General features: G+C 45.5%; 18 protein-coding genes. 17 read left to right on the top strand and 1 reads right to left on the bottom strand.

Going from position 1 to position 19,471, the window contains the following annotated elements; translation table 11 throughout:
* Positions 1-118 precede the first annotated feature (118 nt).
* The 3 genes from dhaK to dhaM are packed head-to-tail and all read left to right on the top strand — an operon-like array spanning position 119 to position 2,071.
* Positions 119-1,108, top strand: coding sequence for a dihydroxyacetone kinase subunit DhaK (gene dhaK, locus MK370_RS09340; protein WP_268685048.1), 990 nt, complete (start codon positions 119-121; stop codon positions 1,106-1,108).
* A 10-nt stretch (positions 1,109-1,118) separates the two neighbouring features.
* Positions 1,119-1,697: a dihydroxyacetone kinase subunit DhaL gene (gene dhaL, locus MK370_RS09345; protein ID WP_268685049.1), complete on the top strand. Its 579-nt coding sequence runs from the start codon at positions 1,119-1,121 to the stop codon at positions 1,695-1,697.
* Positions 1,697-2,071 (top strand): dihydroxyacetone kinase phosphoryl donor subunit DhaM, encoded by a 375-nt coding sequence (gene dhaM / locus MK370_RS09350; RefSeq protein ID WP_268685050.1) that lies wholly within the window; start codon positions 1,697-1,699, stop codon positions 2,069-2,071. Before dhaL ends, dhaM begins: the two co-directional genes overlap by 1 nt.
* A 329-nt stretch (positions 2,072-2,400) precedes the next feature.
* On the opposite strand, the gene MK370_RS09355 is transcribed toward dhaM, so the two are convergent.
* Entirely contained in the window at positions 2,401-3,117 is a 717-nt protein-coding gene (locus MK370_RS09355) for a GntR family transcriptional regulator (protein ID WP_002907683.1), read from the bottom strand.
* Positions 3,118-3,222: 105 nt separating this feature from the next.
* Here MK370_RS09355 and MK370_RS09360 point away from each other — a divergent pair, with 105 nt between their 5' ends.
* The 14 genes from MK370_RS09360 (at position 3,223) to adhE (ending at position 19,282) form a co-directional block, all read left to right on the top strand.
* Positions 3,223-5,043 (top strand): glycoside hydrolase family 35 protein, encoded by a 1,821-nt coding sequence (locus MK370_RS09360; RefSeq protein ID WP_268685051.1) that lies wholly within the window; start codon positions 3,223-3,225, stop codon positions 5,041-5,043.
* Positions 5,040-5,516, top strand: a complete 477-nt coding sequence (locus MK370_RS09365; RefSeq protein ID WP_002898809.1) for a PTS system mannose/fructose/N-acetylgalactosamine-transporter subunit IIB — start codon at positions 5,040-5,042, stop codon at positions 5,514-5,516. The genes MK370_RS09360 and MK370_RS09365 overlap by 4 nt, the downstream gene beginning before the upstream one ends.
* A 25-nt stretch (positions 5,517-5,541) precedes the next feature.
* Complete coding sequence (locus MK370_RS09370) at positions 5,542-6,447, top strand: PTS mannose/fructose/sorbose/N-acetylgalactosamine transporter subunit IIC (RefSeq protein ID WP_268685052.1); 906 nt, start codon at positions 5,542-5,544, stop codon at positions 6,445-6,447.
* Positions 6,434-7,258 (top strand): PTS system mannose/fructose/sorbose family transporter subunit IID, encoded by an 825-nt coding sequence (locus tag MK370_RS09375; protein ID WP_011836304.1) that lies wholly within the window; start codon positions 6,434-6,436, stop codon positions 7,256-7,258. Before MK370_RS09370 ends, MK370_RS09375 begins: the two co-directional genes overlap by 14 nt.
* Before the next feature lie 11 nt (positions 7,259-7,269).
* Complete coding sequence (locus MK370_RS09380) at positions 7,270-7,674, top strand: PTS sugar transporter subunit IIA (RefSeq protein ID WP_002894390.1); 405 nt, start codon at positions 7,270-7,272, stop codon at positions 7,672-7,674.
* 310 nt (positions 7,675-7,984) lie between these two features.
* Positions 7,985-9,163 (top strand): SIS domain-containing protein, encoded by a 1,179-nt coding sequence (locus MK370_RS09385; RefSeq protein ID WP_268685053.1) that lies wholly within the window; start codon positions 7,985-7,987, stop codon positions 9,161-9,163.
* 14 nt (positions 9,164-9,177) lie between these two features.
* On the top strand, positions 9,178-10,215 hold the full coding sequence (gene lacD, locus MK370_RS09390) for a tagatose-bisphosphate aldolase (protein WP_268685054.1): 1,038 nt from the start codon (positions 9,178-9,180) through the stop codon (positions 10,213-10,215).
* A 24-nt stretch (positions 10,216-10,239) separates the two neighbouring features.
* Positions 10,240-11,286, top strand: a complete 1,047-nt coding sequence (locus MK370_RS09395) for an aldose epimerase family protein (RefSeq protein ID WP_268685055.1) — start codon at positions 10,240-10,242, stop codon at positions 11,284-11,286.
* Positions 11,287-11,846: 560 nt separating this feature from the next.
* Positions 11,847-12,845, top strand: coding sequence for a Holliday junction branch migration DNA helicase RuvB (ruvB, locus tag MK370_RS09400; RefSeq protein ID WP_126434950.1), 999 nt, complete (start codon positions 11,847-11,849; stop codon positions 12,843-12,845).
* Positions 12,842-13,417, top strand: a complete 576-nt coding sequence (locus MK370_RS09405) for a nucleotidyltransferase family protein (RefSeq protein WP_268685056.1) — start codon at positions 12,842-12,844, stop codon at positions 13,415-13,417. The genes ruvB and MK370_RS09405 overlap by 4 nt, the downstream gene beginning before the upstream one ends.
* A 271-nt stretch (positions 13,418-13,688) precedes the next feature.
* A complete protein-coding gene (locus tag MK370_RS09410; protein WP_268685057.1) occupies positions 13,689-14,111 on the top strand; it encodes a low molecular weight protein-tyrosine-phosphatase in 423 nt (140 codons plus the stop codon).
* On the top strand, positions 14,104-14,529 hold the full coding sequence (locus MK370_RS09415) for an MORN repeat-containing protein (RefSeq protein ID WP_268685058.1): 426 nt from the start codon (positions 14,104-14,106) through the stop codon (positions 14,527-14,529). The genes MK370_RS09410 and MK370_RS09415 overlap by 8 nt, the downstream gene beginning before the upstream one ends.
* Positions 14,519-16,324, top strand: a complete 1,806-nt coding sequence (locus tag MK370_RS09420; protein WP_326845091.1) for an acyltransferase family protein — start codon at positions 14,519-14,521, stop codon at positions 16,322-16,324. Before MK370_RS09415 ends, MK370_RS09420 begins: the two co-directional genes overlap by 11 nt.
* Before the next feature lie 303 nt (positions 16,325-16,627).
* Positions 16,628-19,282: a bifunctional acetaldehyde-CoA/alcohol dehydrogenase gene (gene adhE / locus MK370_RS09425; RefSeq protein WP_268685060.1), complete on the top strand. Its 2,655-nt coding sequence runs from the start codon at positions 16,628-16,630 to the stop codon at positions 19,280-19,282.
* The last annotated feature ends 189 nt before the right edge of the window (positions 19,283-19,471 follow it).

The raw sequence follows: 19,471 nt of genomic DNA on the forward strand, positions 1-19,471 counted from the left end.
GATGTGGAAGAATTTGCTTTCGGTAAGATAAAATGTTAAAATAATATCAAAATGATAGCGCTTTCTTTTTAGGGCGAATTGCTCATTTTAGAGAAGCGCCGAGAAATGGAGGACATCTATGAAGAAAATTATCAACGACCCAACAGAGGTTGTGGACGAGATGCTGGACGGCTTAGCCTATATTCACAGCGATTTGGTTTATCGGGTGGAGGGTTTTGATATCATTGCCCGCAAGAGTGAGAAGACAGGCAAGGTTGGCCTGATTTCTGGCGGTGGCAGTGGTCATGAGCCTTCCCATGCTGGCTTTGTCGGTGAGGGGATGTTGTCGGCTGCTATTTGCGGAGCAGTCTTTACTTCACCAACACCTGATCAAGTCTTGCAGGCTATCAAGGAAGCAGATGAGGGAGCCGGGGTCTTCATGGTAATCAAGAATTACTCCGGTGACATCATGAACTTTGAAATGGCTCAGGAAATGGCTGAGATGGAAGGGATTGAGGTGGCTAGTGTCGTCGTAGATGACGATATCGCAGTGGAAGACAGCCTCTATACTCAAGGTCGCCGTGGAGTGGCAGGTACCATTCTTGTCCATAAGATTCTAGGGGATGCGGCGCGTGCAGGCAAATCTCTGACTGAAATCAAGTCTCTGGCTGATGAGCTGGTCAAACATATTCACACGGTTGGCTTGGCTCTGAGCGGAGCAACCGTTCCGGAAGTCGGCAAGCCTGGTTTTGTTTTGGCTGATGATGAGATAGAGTTCGGCATTGGCATCCATGGTGAGCCCGGCTATCGCAAGGAAAAGATGCAGCCGTCTAAGGACTTAGCCAAAGAATTAGTCGAAAAGCTCAGTCAGTCCTTTGAATTCAAATCTGGTAAGAAAATTGGTATCCTCGTCAATGGTATGGGTGCAACACCGCTCATGGAGCAGTATGTCTTTGCGGCCGATGTAGCAAATCTCTTGGCAGATGCTGGAGTTGAAGTTGTCTATAAAAAGCTGGGTAATTACATGACCTCCATTGACATGGCAGGGATTTCTCTGACCTTTATCCAGCTGGACCAGCCAGACTGGCTGACAGCTCTCAATAGTCCTGTCACGACAGCCGCTTGGTAAGGAGGTGCTTATGGACGCAGCAAGAGCAAAAAAATGGATGCAGTTGTTCAACGAGAAGATCCAGGACCAGAAAGCCTATCTGTCTGATCTCGACACTCCCATCGGCGACGGAGATCACGGTGGCAATATGGCCAGGGGAATGGCGGCAGCAGTGGAGAGTCTAGCTGCTAAGGACTTTGCCAGTGCGGCTGAGGTTTTTCAGGCTGTTTCTATGCAGCTGATTAGCAAGGTTGGCGGTGCTTCAGGCCCTCTTTATGGCTCGGCCTTCATGGGCATGGCCAAAGCTGAAAAAGACGGCAAAGACTTGTCAGAAGTCATCCAAGCTGGGCTGGACATGATTCAGAAGCGGGGCAAGGCTGTGCCGGGTGAGAAAACCATGGTAGATGTCTGGTCGGGGATTCCTGTTTCTCTGCAGTCTGGAGACTTGACACATGAAAAAATTGGCTCCCTAGTGGAAGCGACCAAGGATTTGAAGGCGACCAAGGGGCGGGCTTCCTATGTCGGTGAGCGCTCTATTGGTCATATCGATCCTGGTTCGGCTTCATCTGGTCTCCTCTTTGAGGCTCTTCTAGAAACGGAGGCAGGCTGATGGCAGATACTGGCATTCTTATCGTTTCCCATTCCAAAAACCTGGCCCAAGGCTTGTTTGACCTTGTTTCGCAGGTAGCTGCAGATGTGGCCATCAGCTATGTAGGCGGGTTGGAAGACGGCAGCATCGGGACGAGCTTTGAAGGGATTCAGGCAGCTTTAGATGCCAATGACAAGGACACTATTTTGGCCTTTTTCGATCTGGGCTCAGCTCGGATGAATCTGGAAATGGTTGCAGACTTTTCTGACAAGGAAATCATTATCAATAATGTTCCTTTGGTAGAGGGAGCCTATACGGCTGCTGCTCTTCTTCAGGCTGGGGCAGATTTACCTAATGTTTTGCTTCAGGTCCGTGAATTAGAAATAAAGAAATAGCAGGTTTTCTAGAGACTTAATAAACGACTTCATTTGCAAAATAAGGAACATTTTATATCAAAAAGCTGGGATATGAATCTCAGCTTTTTTGCTTTATCATTGTACTAATTTTCAGGAGAACAGCCTGTGTTTCTTATTTTTTCTTCTTTAGAATAATTAAAAAATAGAACAAAACAATAAACTGTGCTTACTTTTTGACAGAATTCGCTTTTTAATGAACAAAAGTTCTTAGAATGGATTGCAAATTGGTATAGATAGACTTATTATAGATATAAGCACACAAGATGAAACAAAAAACGACAGCCGATTAGAAGCCATCGTTTTCAATCTTAGTGGTCCCGATTGCAGGAAATGAACTTGATCTTGAAGAAATCGCCGCGTTTGTAAGTTTCGCTGTACTCTAAGATCTGTCCAGTGCTTTCCAGCTGGGTAATCTTCACCTGATGAACGGTCGGGAAGTTGGTATCAACTTCCAGTACTTTCGCAACATCTTTTGGTGTTGGGAAGACAATTTCATTGGTCTCTTCAAAATGCTCATCATTCATGTGAATGTGGTAGTCAGTTTTGAAGCGGTTGTAGATAGAGCTGTAGTAGTCCATATCTGGATAGTTAGGATTGATGTACTGCTCAGGGATATAGGTTTGGTGATAGATATAGACTTTATCGCCAGTCCGTCTGATACGGTCAATCTTATAGTAGAACTGCGTTGGTGCTAGTTCTAGCTTATCCAAGATTTTCAGGTCATTCCCGCGCTTAATGGAGAGAACAGTCACCTTATCTTTTTGGATAGGGAAGGTCTCAACGTCAGAAAATTCCACCAGCTTGTGCTTTCTTGCACGTGAAACGAAGGTCCCCTTGCCTTGCTGGCGGATGATGTAACCATCATTGGCCAGTTCATTCAAAGCGCGGACAACAGTAATGGAGCTGACATTAAACATCTGAATCAGCTCAGCCTCTGTGTAAAACTTATCGCCATTTTCAAATTTGCCAGAAATGATTTGCTGCTTGAGCTCATCTTTGATTTGTTGGTATTTTGGAATAGCCATTTTGTTCACCTCTCTTTTTTACTTCTCTTACTTAAGATTTTAACATATTTTTTTAAAAAATGTTGACATTTATGCAAAAATTTATTATATTAATGTTAATAAGAGATGAAAGCGGTTTTAAACCAAAGGGAACATCAGATGGCAAGATTCAAAATTGGTCATTCCTTCTATTTGGATGATCGGGAGTTTAAGATTTTATCGGGAGCCATTCACTATTTTCGGGTACAGCCTGAGGATTGGTATCATTCCCTTTATAATCTCAAAGCTCTGGGCTTTAATACAGTGGAGACCTATCTTCCCTGGAATATGCACGAACCTCAAAAAGGTGTCTTTGACTTCCAAGGGATTTTAGATATTGAGGCATTTTTACAGACGGCTCAGGATTTGGGGCTTTATGCCATTATCCGGCCTTCGCCTTTTATCTGCGCGGAGTGGGAGTTCGGTGGTCTGCCGGCCTGGCTGCTCAATGAAAATATGCGCATCCGCTCATCAGACGAGGCCTTTCTGCAGTCCGTGGCTAGCTATTATGACGAGCTGCTGCCGAGATTGACTCCAAGGCTTCTGGACAATGGGGGCAATATCCTCATGATGCAGGTGGAAAATGAGTACGGTTCTTATGGGGAAGATAAGGCTTACCTGAGAGCAATCAGACAGCTCATGGAAGAACGAGGTGTAACCTGTCCGCTCTTTACTTCAGACGGACCTTGGCGGGCTACGCTTCAAGCTGGTACGCTAATTGATGATGATGTCTTTGTGACAGGAAATTTCGGCTCCAAGGCAGATTATAATTTTGCTCAGATGCAGGAATTCTTTGACGAGCATGGCAAAAAGTGGCCGCTCATGTGTATGGAGTTCTGGGACGGCTGGTTCAATCGCTGGAAAGAACCTGTCATCAAGCGAGATCCAGACGAGTTAGCTCAAGCTGTTGACGAAGTGCTCCAGCAGGGCTCAATCAATCTCTATATGTTTCATGGCGGTACCAATTTTGGCTTTATGAACGGCTGTTCGGCCAGAGGTGTCATTGACCTGCCACAGGTAACTTCCTATGACTATGATGCTTTACTCGATGAGCGTGGCAATCCAACGGATAAGTACTATGCAGTCCAGAGGATGCTGAAAAAGTATTATCCAGAGTATTCGCAGATGGAGCCCTTGGTGAAAGAGTCTTTTGAGCTTAGGAATATCCAGCTCAGTCAGAAAGTTAGTCTCTTTGAGACACTGCCAGACTTGGCTCAGCCTATCGAAAGTCTCTATCCGATGAAGATGGAGGAGCTGGGGCAAAATGTCGGCTACCTGCTTTATCGGACTTGGGCTAGTTGGGATGCTGATCAGGAAAGGCTCCGTGTCATTGACGGCCGCGACCGTATGGAGCTCTATGTGGACGGTCAGCACATAGCAACCCAGTACCAGACAGAAATCGGCCAGGATATCATGGTGGACGGCCAGAAAAAGGCAGAGCACCAGCTTGACATTCTGATGGAGAATATGGGCCGGGTCAATTATGGGCACAAACTCTTGGCAGATACCCAGCAGAAGGGCATTCGTACGGGTGTCTGTAAGGACCTGCACTTCCTGCTTGACTGGCAGCATTATCCATTGCCGCTGGACCATCCAGAAAAGATTGACTTTTCAAAAGGGTGGCAGGAAAAGCAACCAGCTTTCTACGCTTTTGACTTTAAAATGAAAGCGCTTAAAGATACTTATCTGGATCTGTCTGACTTTGGCAAGGGCGTCGTCTTTGTCAACGGTGTCAGCATTGGCCGTTTCTGGAATGTCGGACCGACCTTATCGCTCTATATCCCGCACAGCCTGCTCAGAGAAGGCGACAATCGCATCATTATCTTTGAGACAGAAGGGATCTATAGCGAAACCATTCACTTAGTTAACCAACCTACATTTAAAACAATAAAGGGGGAAAATCTATGACAATAGTAGGTGCACGTATCGATGGACGTTTGATCCATGGACAGGTAGCCAATCTTTGGACTACCAAGCTCAACATTTCACGCATTATGGTGATTGACGATGAGGTAGCTGAAAATGCTATCGAAAAGAGCGGACTCAAGCTCGCAACGCCAGCTGGTGTGAAACTCAGTGTCTTGCCGATTGCTAAGGCAGCAGAAAATATCTTGGCCGGCAAGTATGATTCACAGCGACTCTTGATTGTTGCTCGCAAGCCGGATCGCTTCCTGCGGTTGGTCGAAGCTGGTGTTCCGCTGGAAACGCTGAACGTCGGCAATATGTCTCAGTCAGACGAAACTCGCTCCATTACCCGCTCTATCAACGTGGTAGATGCAGATGTTGAAGCCTTTCACAAGCTGCACGAAAAAGGAGTCAAGCTGACAGCGCAAATGGTTCCCAACGATCCGGTTGAGGATTTCATGAAGTTATTAAAATAAGACAAAATTTTAGGAGGACATTGTTATGATACAATGGTGGCAAATTTTACTACTCACTTTGTACTCAGCTTATCAAATCTGTGATGAGTTGACCATCGTTTCTTCAGCAGGATCCCCTGTATTTGCTGGTTTCATTACTGGTTTGATTATGGGTGATTTGACAACCGGTTTGTTTATCGGTGGTAGCCTGCAATTATTCGTTCTTGGTGTGGGGACATTTGGTGGAGCTTCTCGTATTGATGCGACATCAGGTGCTGTTTTGGCGACAGCCTTTTCCGTAGCGCAAGGCATTAAGCCAGAGTTGGCTATTGCAACAATCGCAGTACCGGTAGCAACTTTGTTGACCTACTTCGATATCTTAGGCCGTATGACAACGACTTATTTCGCGCACCGTGTGGATGCAGCAATTGAGCGCTTCGATTATAAAGGTATTGAACGCAACTATCTCTTGGGAGCACTTCCTTGGGCTCTGTCTCGTGCTCTCCCAGTCTTTCTGGCTCTGGCATTTGGTGGAACATTTGTTCAAGCGATAGTAGATGGTGTTGCTGGTGTGAAATGGTTGGCTGCAGGTTTGACGCTGGCTGGTCGTATGCTTCCAGGGCTCGGGTTTGCTATCTTGCTTCGTTACCTTCCAGTTAAACGTAATCTTCACTACTTAGCTCTTGGTTTTGGCTTGACTGCTATGCTGACTGTTCTTTACTCAAACATTCAAACTTTGGGTGGGGCTGTATCTAGTATTGTTGGAACTCTTCCAAAAGATGCTGCGATCACATTTGCCAATAACTTCAAAAGCTTGTCTATGATTGGTGTAGCTATCTTTGGTATCTTCCTTGCAGTACAGCATTTCAAATACAGCCAAAGAACAGTAGCTGCTGCTCCAGCTGCTAGCACAAAATCAGAAAGTGAGGAAATCGAAGATGACGAACTCTAATTATAAATTAACAAAAGAAGATTTTAAACAGATCAATAAACGCAGCTTGTTCACTTTCCAATTAGGCTGGAACTACGAGCGGATGCAAGGTTCTGGTTACCTCTACATGCTCTTGCCTCAGCTGCGCAAAATGTACGGAGACGGCACTCCAGAATTGAAAGAAATGATGAAATTGCATACGCAATTCTTCAATACATCACCTTTCTTCCACACTATTATTGCAGGTTTTGACCTAGCTATGGAAGAAAAAGACGGCGTTAAATCAAAAGATGCGGTCAATGGTATCAAGACAGGTCTTATGGGGCCGTTCGCTCCTCTTGGAGACTCCATCTTTGGCTCACTTGTACCAGCTATCATGGGATCTATCGCTGCTACCATGGCTATCGCAGGCCAGCCTTGGGGAATTTTCCTTTGGATTGCTGTAGCAGTTGCTTATGACATTTTCCGTTGGAAACAGTTAGAATTTGCCTACAAAGAAGGGGTCAATCTCATCACCAACATGCAAAGCACTTTGACAGCTCTTGTTGAAGCGGCTTCTGTATTGGGTATCTTTATGGTGGGTGGTTTGATTGCTACTATGATCAACTTTGAAGTATCCTGGGTATGGAACATCGGTGAAAAAGCTATTGATTTCCAAGACATGATGAATCTGATTTTCCCACGTTTGATTCCAGCAGTCTTTACAGGCTTTATCTTCTGGCTCTTGGGCAAGAAAGGAATGAACTCTACCAAGGCTATCTTCATTATCATTATCATGGCAGTAAGCTTCTCTGCTATCGGCTACTTCTTGCTGGGACAAGTACCAGAGTAATGGAGTAATTTATGAGTAAGAAATTAGTTTTAGTCAGCCACGGCCGCTTTTGTGAAGAACTGAAAACCACTACGGAAATGATTATGGGGCCTCAGGAAGACATCCATGCAGTAGCCCTGCTTCCGGAGGAAGGTCCAGAAGATTTCGCAGCTAAATTCTTAGAGACGGTCAAAGATTTTGAGGATTACTTGGTTTTTGCGGATCTCTTGGGGGGCACTCCTTGTAATGTAGTCAGCCGCTTCATTATGGAAGGACAGGATATCGAGCTTTATGCGGGGGTCAATCTGCCCATGGTCATTGAGTTTATTAACGCTTCTTTGACAGGAGCAGAAGTCAGCTATCCATCCAAGGCAGCAGAGAATATTGTTAAGGTTAATGATGTTCTAGCTGGTCTAATGGATGATGAAGATGAATAAAGCTTGAACAACCACTTCTAGTTGGGTCAAGTCCTTGCGCTGTCAGCAGATGGGAGACTGCTGATAGGTAAGGCCAAGCCACAGTGGATGATTCAAGCATACTGGTTTAAGAGGAATTTGGGAGATGCCTCTTGGCCTAGGGAAATGGATGGTTCAGCATTGCAAAATGCAGTCGCTGTCTGGTTTGAAAAAGCTTGTTAAAAGCATAGTTCAAGTCTGGCCATCGTTGCGGGGGTGGGACAGCGAGCCGAAAATCTTTGATTTTCTGGATTTCTGTCTCGCTCCCCCTTTTTTCAAATGATGGAAAGGAATGAGAAAGAGAATGTTAGATTATTCACAGGAAGAATTGCAGCGTCTGGGGGCTGACATCACAACGAGAGAAATCTATCAGCAGCCTGAGGTCTGGCAGGAAGCCTTTGAACATTACAAGGCTCAGGCCGCAGACATCGCTGCTTTTCTGAAAAAAATTGAGGACAAACATAACTACATTAAGGTCATTTTTGCCGGAGCAGGCTCATCAGCCTATGTCGGAGATACTTTGACGCCTTATTTTAGGAAGATTTATGATGAGCGCAAATGGAATTTCAACGCTATTGCGACGACAGATATCGTGGCCAATCCTTTGGTGCATCTGAAGAGAGAAGTGCCGACAGTGCTGGTTTCCTTTGCCCGCAGCGGTAATTCTCCAGAAAGTGTAGCGACTGTGGACTTGGCCAAGCAGCTGGTAGATGACTTGTATCAGATTACCATTACCTGTGCTGCCCAAGGCAAGCTGGCTCAGCAGGCCCAAGGTGATGAAAAGAATCTTTTGCTCCTGCAGCCAGAAGCTTCTAACGATGCTGGCTTTGCTATGACTTCTAGCTTCAGCTCTATGATGCTGACAGCCCTTTTGGTCTTTGACCGGGCTGAACTAGACCAGAAGGAAGCTAAGGTTGCGGCTTTGATTCAGCTCAGTCAGGATGTTTTAGAACGCGTTGCAGATGTGCAGCAGCTGGTTGATTTGGATTTCAGTCGGGTCATTTATCTGGGAGCAGGGTCTTTCTTTGGTCTGGCGCATGAAGCCCAGCTTAAGATTTTGGAGCTGACAGCCGGCCAAATTGCGACCATGTACGAAAGCCCAGTCGGCTTCCGGCATGGACCTAAGTCGTTGATTAACCAAGACACAGTCGTTCTAGTCTTTGGTTCGGCAGATGCCTATACCAAGGCTTATGATTTGGACTTGGTGCGGGAAGTGGCTGGTGACGGGATTGTCCGCAGACTGGTCTTGCTGACTGACCGGGAGGAGCAGTTGGAAGGAGTCGAGCAAGTAGTGCTAAGTACCCAAGAGCCTCTGGGAGATAGCTATCGCATCTTCCCTTACATCGTTTACGCTCAGCTCTTTGCTCTCCTGTCCTCGCTCAAGGTCAAGAACCGTCCAGATACACCGTCTCCGACAGGAACGGTCAATCGTGTAGTACAGGGAGTTATCATTCACTCTCTTGGACAGTAAGAAAAGGAAAAGTTATGGAGAAATTACAAATCAGCCACAAAAAAGTGAGCCATTTGAAAAAACTATCAGACGAGCAGGGAATTATCGGGGCTTTGGCTATTGATCAGCGTGGATCGCTCAAGAAAATGCTGGCCAGCGGAGAAGATACACCTTCTGGTGATCAAGCCCTAGTTCAGTTTAAAGAATTAATCTCTAGTCAGCTGACGCCCTATGCCAGCTCTATCCTACTGGATCCAGAGTTCGGTCTGCCGGCAGCCAAGCTGCGGGATGCGTCCTGCGGGCTGATAGTGGCCTATGAGAAGACTGGCTATGAAGTGACAGCCGAGGGCCGCCTGCCGGACTTGCTTCCTAACTGGTCAGCTAGTCGCATCCGAGACATGGGCGCAGATGCCGTCAAGGTCTTGATTTACTATGATGTGGACGACAAGCCAGAAATCAACGACATCAAGCAGGCCTGGGTTGAGCGCGTGGGCAGTGAATGTTTGGCTGAGGACATTCCCTATTTTCTGGAGATTCTGACCTATGATGCTAAGAGTGACAGTGTCTTGGACGCTAACTATGCCAAGCTTAAGCCGCATAAAGTCAATGAGGCAGTCAAGCTTTTTTCAGATTCCCGTTATCATGTAGATGTCTTAAAGGTTGAAGTGCCGGTCAATATGAACTTTGTCGAGGGCTTCACTAAAGAAGGAGTTGAGCCAGTCTACAGCGTGACGGAAGCCCGAGCTTTCTTTAAAGAACAGTCAGATGCGACGCACTTGCCTTTCATCTTCCTCAGCGCTGGTGTCAGTGCCGAGCTTTTCCAAGAAACGCTGCGGCTAGCCCATGAAGCGGGCTCACAGTTTAACGGTGTCCTGTGCGGACGGGCTACCTGGAAGGATGCAGTTTCTGTCTTTGCCCAAGAGGGAGCTGCAGCAGCTCAAGCTTGGCTGGACGAGACGGGTCGTCAGAATATCGAGGATCTTAATCAAGTCTTGCGCCAAACAGCGGTGTCTTGGGTGGACAAGCTTGACCTGCCTTTTGAAGACAGGACTTGGCAAGTTCGTGATTTTTAACAGGATAGATAAAAGAGGTTTGGTATGAAATCTTACCGAGAATCCATTTTTGGCAAGCTGGGAAGTCAGGAGATTCTAGCTTATACTTTTGAAAACGATCGAGGCTATCGTCTGACAGTCATGAACTACGGAGCAACTGTCGTCCAGTATGTTACTCCTGATAAGGACAATCACTTTGACAATATTGTTGTCGGGTTTAACCAGTTTGAGGATTATATTGGAAATAGTCCTAAGCACGGAGCCAGTATTGGTCCGGTTGCTGGACGTATTGCCGGAGCAACTTTTGAGCTGAATGGCCAGACCTTTCAGCTAGAGGCCAATAATGGCCTAAACTGCAACCATAGTGGATCAAGCGGCTGGGATAGTGCGGTTTTTGAAGTAGAGGAAGTCAGCAATGACGGGCTCACCTTTTATACAGAGCGGACTGACGGAACTGGCGGCTTCCCAGGCAATCTGAAAATCTGGGTTTCCTATACCCTGACAGAGAAGGGCGAGCTGGAAATCTCTTATCAAATTCAGACAGATCAGGATACCTTGGTCAATCCGACCAACCACAGCTATTTCAACCTGTCTGGTTGTTTCAATCAACCGATAGATGATCATATCCTGCAGCTCAATACTGATGGTGTCTATCCTATCGCAGCTGACGGCCTTCCTGAAAAAAAGGCTGATGCAGAGCGTGACTTTGTCAAGAAGCTGATCAAGGGCGCTTCCCTTAAAGAAATTTTCGATGCGCCTGATGAGCAAATCCAGCTGGTATCTGGCTTGGATCATCCTTTTGCTCTAAACTCAAGCCGAGACCAGGCAGGGACGCTCTATCATCCAGCATCTGGCCGCCGTCTGACTATTGAGACTCAGGCGCCCTGCTTAGTGATTTATTCAGCGAATTGCGTAGATGATTCGGTTCAATTTGACGGCCAGCCTATGATTCAGCATAATGGCTTGGCTCTGGAAGCCCAGGCACTACCGGATGCCATTCACAGCAGCCAGCAGTCGGATGTCATTCTCAAGGCCGGTCAGATTTTCACCAGCAGGACGGTGTATTTTGCTGACGTAACAGCAACATTATAAAGAAACAATCGCGAAAGAGCACAGAAAACGGCAGTACCTCCTTCTGCCGTTTTTCTTTGTCCAGTTTTCAGAGACTATGTTTTCATAAGTAGCTAATCTTAAGCAAGGAAAAAGCCTCCACTATCAAAAGCAAAATCTTTTTTGCTAACTGAATTTTACTTTAAGTTTTTCTTAAGGTAAGGCTGCTATACTTATTTTTATCAAATGAAGCCCCCTAACTTTGTTTGATAATCCTAAACTTTTTCATAATAATCTCCCATAAAGGCCACCCAATCCGGTGGTCTTTTTTTGCTCAAATTTTAGAATAAGACAGGAAGTTTATCGGATTGTAACTGAAATGTTAAATTTTAAAGGATACGTTATACTAAGTTAAGGTTTCTTTAAGTTAGGGGCAGTATACTATGAGTATCAAATGAAGACCTCCTAACTTTATTTGATAGAAATCCTAAACTTTTTCATAATAATCTCCCATAAAGGCCACCCAATCTGGTGGTCTTTTTTTGTGTTCAGACGTAGATTAGATTTGCTTCCTCTGCTTTATTTTCTGCTATAATAGTTCTATGAGTAGAATTTTAGATAATGAATTAATGGGTGATGAGGAATTAGTGGAGCGCACCTTGCGACCCCAGTATTTACAGGAGTATATCGGTCAGGACAAGGTCAAGAACCAGCTGAAGATTTTTATTGAAGCGGCTAAGCTGAGGGATGAGGCGCTGGATCATACCCTGCTTTTTGGTCCTCCAGGTCTGGGGAAGACGACCATGGCCTTTGTCATTGCCAATGAACTAGGCGTAAATCTCAAGCAAACTTCAGGTCCGGTGATTGAAAAGTCCGGTGATTTGGTTGCGATCTTAAATGACCTTGAGCCGGGCGATGTCCTCTTTATAGATGAGATTCACCGCTTGCCAATGGCAGTAGAGGAAGTGCTGTACAGTGCCATGGAAGACTTTTACATCGACATTATGATTGGCTCGGGTGAGACCAGCCGCAGCGTCCATCTGGATCTGCCACCGTTCACTTTGATTGGGGCGACCACTCGGGCAGGCATGCTGTCCAATCCTCTGCGGGCTCGCTTTGGGATTACTGGTCACATGGAGTATTATGAAGCTGGCGACCTGACAGAAATTGTCGAGCGGACGGCAGAGATTTTTGAGATGGATATTACCCACGAGGCTGCTAAGGAGCTGGCTCTGCGTAGCCGAGGCACACCGCGGATTGCCAACCGTTTGCTCAAGCGAGTCCGGGACTACGCGCAGATTATGGGCAATGGCCTGATTGATGATAAGATAACCGACCAGGCCCTCTCCATGCTGGATGTGGACCAGGAAGGGCTGGACTATGTGGACCAGAAGATTTTGAAGACCATGATTGAGGTCTACGGTGGCGGTCCAGTGGGGCTGGGAACCCTCTCGGTCAATATTGCTGAGGAGCGTGAAACAGTGGAGGACATGTATGAGCCTTACCTGATTCAGAAAGGGTTTGTCATGCGGACACGGACTGGGCGCGTGGCTACCCGCAAAGCCTATGAACATTTAGGATATGAGTATATGAAGGAATGATGACTAACGAGGAGATTTTAGACCGGCTGGGACAGGATTCGGACATTCGAGCAATTTTAGAAATTATTCGTAGTTTGCAGCTTAAGGATTCTTGGCTGGCAGCTGGCTGTGTGAGAAATTTTATTTGGAATATACTATCGGAGCGGCCGGGTTTTGACTTTAATACAGATGTAGATGTGATTTTCTTTGATCCGAGTTGCTCTGAGGCAGAGACGATAGAGCTTGAGGCAAAACTGAAGTCTGACTGGCCTAAGTATCGTTGGGAACTGAGAAATCAAGTCTATATGCACCGGCACAGTCCTGGAACGGCTCCTTATAACAATGCTTGTGAAGCCATGAGTAAGTATCCTGAGCGCTGCACTGCTATCGGACTGCGCTTGCTGGCAAATGACAAACTGGAACTTTTTGCTCCCTATGGTTTGGAGGATATCTTAAACTTTCAGGTTAGACCGACTCCTCATTTTCTTGAAAATAAGGAGCGCCAGCGTGTCTATGCTGAGCGCTTGGCTAAGAAGAATTGGCAGAAACGCTGGTCGCAGCTGGAATATCACTATCCTGATAAACAGGTATAAGATAAGAGTAAAATGTTTAAGTTATTTTAAGGAAGTTTTAAGGAATGGATATTATACTATAACCAAGTTAAGAAATTAACTTAACTCCTAAAACTTTTTTCTTTTTAAAAAATAATCTCCCTACAAAAAGCCACCAAATGGGTGGTTTTTTTGCTATTTTTAGACATGAGAGGGGCAGGGCTTGTCAGTTTTCAACGAGAATCAGGAAACTGTAAACGATTCAGGGCTAGTTTTTGCCATTATTTTGTTATAATAGATAGCGAGGTATTGTATGAAGAAAATTGTATTTGTATGTTTGGGCAATATCTGCCGTAGTCCGATGGCAGAGTTTGTCATGAAGAGTTTAACAGACCAACTGAAAATCGAGAGCCGGGCAACTTCAAGCTGGGAGCACGGCAATCCCATTCATCGGGGGACACAGGCTATTTTTAAGAAATATGCCATTTCTTATGATAGGAACAAGACTTCTCAGCAGATTTCGGCAGCGGATTTTGCGGATTTTGACTACATCATTGGTATGGATGAAAGCAATGTCCGAGATTTGAAGCGGATGGCGCCTGAGGATTTTCAGCATAAAATTTATCAGTTTGAAGAAGAAAGTGTGCCGGATCCTTGGTACACAGGAGATTTTGACCAAACCTATGATTTGGTCTTGGCTGGCTGCAAGAAGTGGCTAGAGCGTTTGGATGGATAGGAATATGGATAAAGTAAAAGAATTTTACGATAAATACAAGGTCTATCTGACCCGGCAGAATTTAGAACTTTTGGCTGTAACGGTCATTGTGCTGTCAGCTATTCTGGTCTTTACCTCGGGGATTCCTGGTAAGGGCGTTTTAACGCTGGATCAGGGAAAGATCAAGTATGACGGGACCTTGGTTCGCGGGAAGATGAACGGTCAGGGGACTATGACTTTTCAAAATGGGGATAGTTATAGCGGTCAATTTCGCAATGGCATCTTTGACGGCAAAGGAATCTTTACCTCGCAGTCTGGCTGGAAATATGAAGGGGACTTTAGCAAAGGTCAGGCTGATGGACAAGGAAAGCTAACGACAGAAGGCAATGTCGTTTATGAAGGAACGTTTAAACAAGGAATTTATCAAAATGCGCATTAAATGGTTTTCGCTCGTCAGAATCACGGGGCTGCTTCTAGTTCTGCTTTATCATTACTTCCAGGGCGTTTTCCCTGGCGGTTTTATTGGCGTGGATATCTTCTTTACCTTTTCTGGCTTCTTGATTACCGCTCTGCTTATTGACGAGTTTGCCAAGAAGAAAGAAATCGATATCCAAGGCTTTTTCAAACGGCGTTTTTATCGGATTGTACCGCCTCTGGTCTTTATGATTTTGGTCGTTATGCCCTTTACCCTCTTGATTCGTAAGGATTTTGTAGCTGGGATTGGGACACAGATTGCGGCTGCTTTGGGCTTTGTGACCAACTTTTATGAAATGCTATCTGGCGGCAATTATGAGAGTCAGTTTGTGCCGCACATACTGATTCATACTTGGAGTCTGGCTTTAGAAGTGCACTATTATGTTCTTTGGGGCTTGGCTGCTTGGGGCTTGGGCAAGGTTGCTAAGTCAACGGCCCGCTATCGCGGTATGATTGCGCTGGTTTCTGCAGGTCTCTTTTTGGTCAGCTTTGTATCAATGTTTGCTGGAGCTTTGACCACTAAGAATTACTCTGATATTTATTTCTCAAGTTTGACCCATGTCTTTCCTTTCTTTGCAGGAAGCATCCTGGCTACCTTGTCTGGTGTCGGCCATGTCAGCAGTCGCTTTAAGCTGCTGGAGCAAAAGCTGGCTCTCAAGCAAGTGCTTGGAATTATGGGGGGCAGTGTAGCTGTTTTGCTTTTGCTCAGCTTCCTACTCAAGTTTGATAACCTTTGGACCTACCTGGTAGGATTCTTGATTTCGACTATTTTGGCCTGTCTGATGATTTTGGCAGCTAGGATGTTGCATGACAAGCTCCCTGATGTGAAGGAGCCTGGCATTGTCAACTTTATCGCAGATACCAGCTATGGTGTTTATCTCTTCCACTGGCCATTCTATATTATCTTTACCCAGCTGATGAGTAACGGCTTGGCTGTTCTCTTGACCACGTTGCTGTCTCTTACTTTTGCAGCCTTGTCTTTCTATATCTTGGAGCCAACTCTTGCTGGTCGCCAACCGGTTATCATGGGAACCAAGATGGATCTGTCATCTCTCACTAGACCAATCTTTTACAGTATGATTCCGCTGACTTTGATCATGTTCTTTATCTCGGTGACAGCACCAAAGGTCGGAGCTTTTGAGGAAAGTTTGATTGTCAACGCTCTGAATCAAGCAGACACTAAGATGCAGACAACTAGAAGTCAGGTTGATCAGTCCAAGGCGACTGAGTACAATGTGGCGGACGGGATTACCATGATTGGTGACTCGGTTGCTCTCCGCTCTAGCGATCAATTGCAACAGATATTGCCAGGAATTGAGCTCGATACCGTCGTTAGCCGCAGTCTGAGCACAGGCTTGGAGGTCTACAAGACAGATATTGCTAATAGAGTGCTGAAGAAGCAGGTTGTTCTGGCTCTTGGAACCAATTCGTCCGGTTACTCGAATGAGCTTTTGGATGAGTATGTTTCCAGCCTGCCTAAGGGGCATCAACTGATCCTCGTGACTCCTTATGACGGTCGCTCAGAGGGCGGTGTTTTAGCCCAGCAGCGGGAGTATGAGCTGGAATTAGCCAAGAAGTACGACTATGTCTTTGTGGCTGACTGGCATCAAACTGCTATCGAAAATCCGCAGATTTGGGAAGGGACAGACTATGTCCACTTTGGCTCGAATTCAGAGTCCATCATTGAAGGGGGAACTCTCTATGCCAATACCATTAAACAAGCCATAGATGAAGCCAATTCAGGTAATGTGAAACCATAAATAATCAGCTCGGTTCGTCCGAGCTTTTTATATCTAAACCAAGAAAGCGCTTTCATATATTATGTGAAAGTAAAAGTATGTGAAATCTCTAAAAAATAAAAAAATTTTTCACAAAAACTAAAAGAATAGACTGTAAAATCAGCGAATTTGTTATGTGTTTTACAAATAAATAGATAAAAGTTTGTGAATGTTGAGTGAAAGTGTTTACAAAAGGTATTAAATAAGTTATAATTGTATTGTGAAATAATTAACAAAGGTTAGTGTTCTTCGTCTAACCTAAGGCAAAACCATTGGAGGAATAGAATGGCTGAAAAGAAGAAAACGGTAGAACAAGAAGACAAGGCTTTGGCAGCGCAAAAGCATGTCGATGAACTGGTGCAAAAAGGTCTGGCTGCACTAGAGGAAATGAGAAAGCTGAATCAGGAACAGGTGGACTACATCGTAGCCAAGGCCTCTGTAGCAGCTTTGGATGCTCACGGTGAGTTGGCCCTGCACGCTTATGAAGAAACAGGTCGCGGAGTTTTTGAAGACAAGGCAACGAAAAACCTTTTCGCCTGTGAACACGTTGTGAATAATATGCGCCATACGAAGACTGTTGGCGTTATTGAAGAAGATGATGTGACTGGATTGACCTTGATTGCGGAGCCAGTGGGTGTTGTCTGCGGTATCACACCGACTACCAACCCGACTTCAACAGCGATTTTCAAATCTTTGATTTCCTTGAAGACTCGTAATCCGATCATCTTTGCTTTCCACCCATCAGCTCAAGAATCTTCTGCTCATGCAGCACAAATCGTGCGTGATGCAGCGATTGCAGCAGGTGCGCCTGAAAACTGTGTACAGTGGATTACAGCGCCATCGATGGAAGCAACTTCTGCGCTTATGAACCACGAAGGGATTGCGACTATCCTTGCGACAGGTGGTAACGCAATGGTAAAGGCAGCTTACTCATGTGGTAAGCCAGCTCTTGGGGTTGGTGCCGGAAACGTACCAGCTTATGTGGAAAAATCCGCTAATATACGTCAAGCAGCGCACGATATCGTGATGTCTAAGTCCTTTGACAATGGTATGGTCTGTGCCTCTGAGCAAGCCGTTATCATTGATAAGGAAGTTTATGATGAATTTGTAGAAGAGTTCAAATCTTATCATACATACTTTGTGAATAAGAAAGAAAAAGCTCTGTTGGAAGAATTCTGCTTCGGTGCTAAGGCAAACAGCAAGAACTGTGCCGGTGCTAAGCTCAATCCGGATATCGTTGGTAAGCCAGCTACTTGGATTGCAGAGCAGGCAGGCTTCAGTGTGCCAGAAGATACGAATATCTTGGCTGCAGAGTGTAAAGAAGTTGGTGAAAAAGAGCCATTGACACGTGAAAAACTGTCACCTGTCATCGCTGTTCTCAAGTCTGAATCTCGTGAAGACGGTGTTGAAAAGGCCCGTCAAATGGTAGAATTCCATGGTCTTGGTCACTCAGCTGCTATCCATACAGCGGACGAAGAGTTGACTAAGGAATTTGGTAAAGCTGTTCGTGCCATCCGTGTTATTTGCAACTCACCTTCTACTTTCGGCGGTATCGGGGATGTTTATAATGCCTTCCTGCCATCACTGACTTTGGGCTGTGGATCTTATGGCCGCAACTCAGTAGGTGATAACGTTAGTGCTGTGAATCTCTTGAACATCAAAAAAGTAGGAAGACGTAGAAATAATATGCAATGGATGAAACTCCCTTCAAAAACTTACTTCGAGCGTGACTCTATCCAATATCTGCAAAAGTGTCGTGATGTGGAACGTGTCATGATCGTAACAGACCATGCGATGGTAGAGCTTGGTTTCCTAGATCGTATCATCGAACAACTCGATCTTCGTCGGAATAAGGTTGTTTACCAAATCTTTGCAGACGTAGAACCAGATCCAGATATTACTACAGTTGAACGTGGTACAGAGATTATGCGTACCTTCAAACCTGATACAATCATCGCGCTTGGTGGTGGTTCACCAATGGACGCAGCTAAAGTAATGTGGCTCTTCTATGAGCAACCTGAAGTGGACTTCCGTGACCTTGTGCAAAAATTCATGGATATCCGTAAACGTGCCTTCAAATTCCCATTGCTTGGTAAGAAGACTAAGTTTATTGCAATCCCTACAACATCTGGTACAGGTTCAGAAGTAACACCGTTTGCCGTTATCTCTGACAAGGCTAACAACCGTAAATACCCAATTGCTGACTACTCTCTGACTCCAACTGTAGCCATCGTAGACCCAGCTCTGGTACTGACTGTTCCAGGATTTGTCGCAGCAGACACTGGTATGGACGTGCTGACTCACGCAACAGAAGCTTATGTATCTCAGATGGCAAGCGACTTTACGGATGGTTTGGCTCTCCAAGCTATCAAACTCGTCTTTGAAAACCTGGAAAGCTCTGTTAAGAACGCAGACTTCCACTCTCGCGAAAAGATGCACAATGCCTCTACTATCGCTGGTATGGCCTTTGCCAATGCCTTTCTGGGAATTTCCCACTCTATGGCCCATAAGATTGGTGCTCAGTTCCATACGATTCACGGTCGTACCAATGCGATCTTACTGCCATACGTAATCCATTACAACGGTACACGTCCAACTAAGACAGCGACATGGCCTAAGTACAACTACTACCGTGCGGATGAGAAATACCAAGATATCGCACGCATGCTTGGACTCCCAGCTTCTACTCCGGAAGAAGGGGTTGAATCTTACGCAAAAGCTGTTTATGAACTGGGAGAACGTGTCGGTATCGAAATGAACTTCAAGGCTCAAGGTATTGACGAAAAAGAATGGAAAGAACATTCACGCGAATTGGCCTTCCTTGCCTATGAAGACCAATGTTCTCCGGCTAACCCACGCCTTCCAATGGTTGACCACATGCAGGAAATCATCGAAGACGCCTACTATGGCTACAAGGAACGCCCAGGACGCCGCAAATAAGCGAGCAGCTTCCTTAATTAAAAATAAGACAGTTTGTCGGTCATCCCCTACCCTTTGGTGGGGGATATTTCTATGTATCTTAGCGAGGCAAGACCGTCGGTCGAAGCCGAGCTTAGAGACATGGATGCTGAGGAGCGGAGCGACATGAGCGCTATGTGTCTTAATGAAACGCGTCCTTAGGACAAGGAC

Source organism: Streptococcus sanguinis (assembly GCF_026781265.1).
Classification (GTDB): domain Bacteria; phylum Bacillota; class Bacilli; order Lactobacillales; family Streptococcaceae; genus Streptococcus; species Streptococcus sanguinis_T.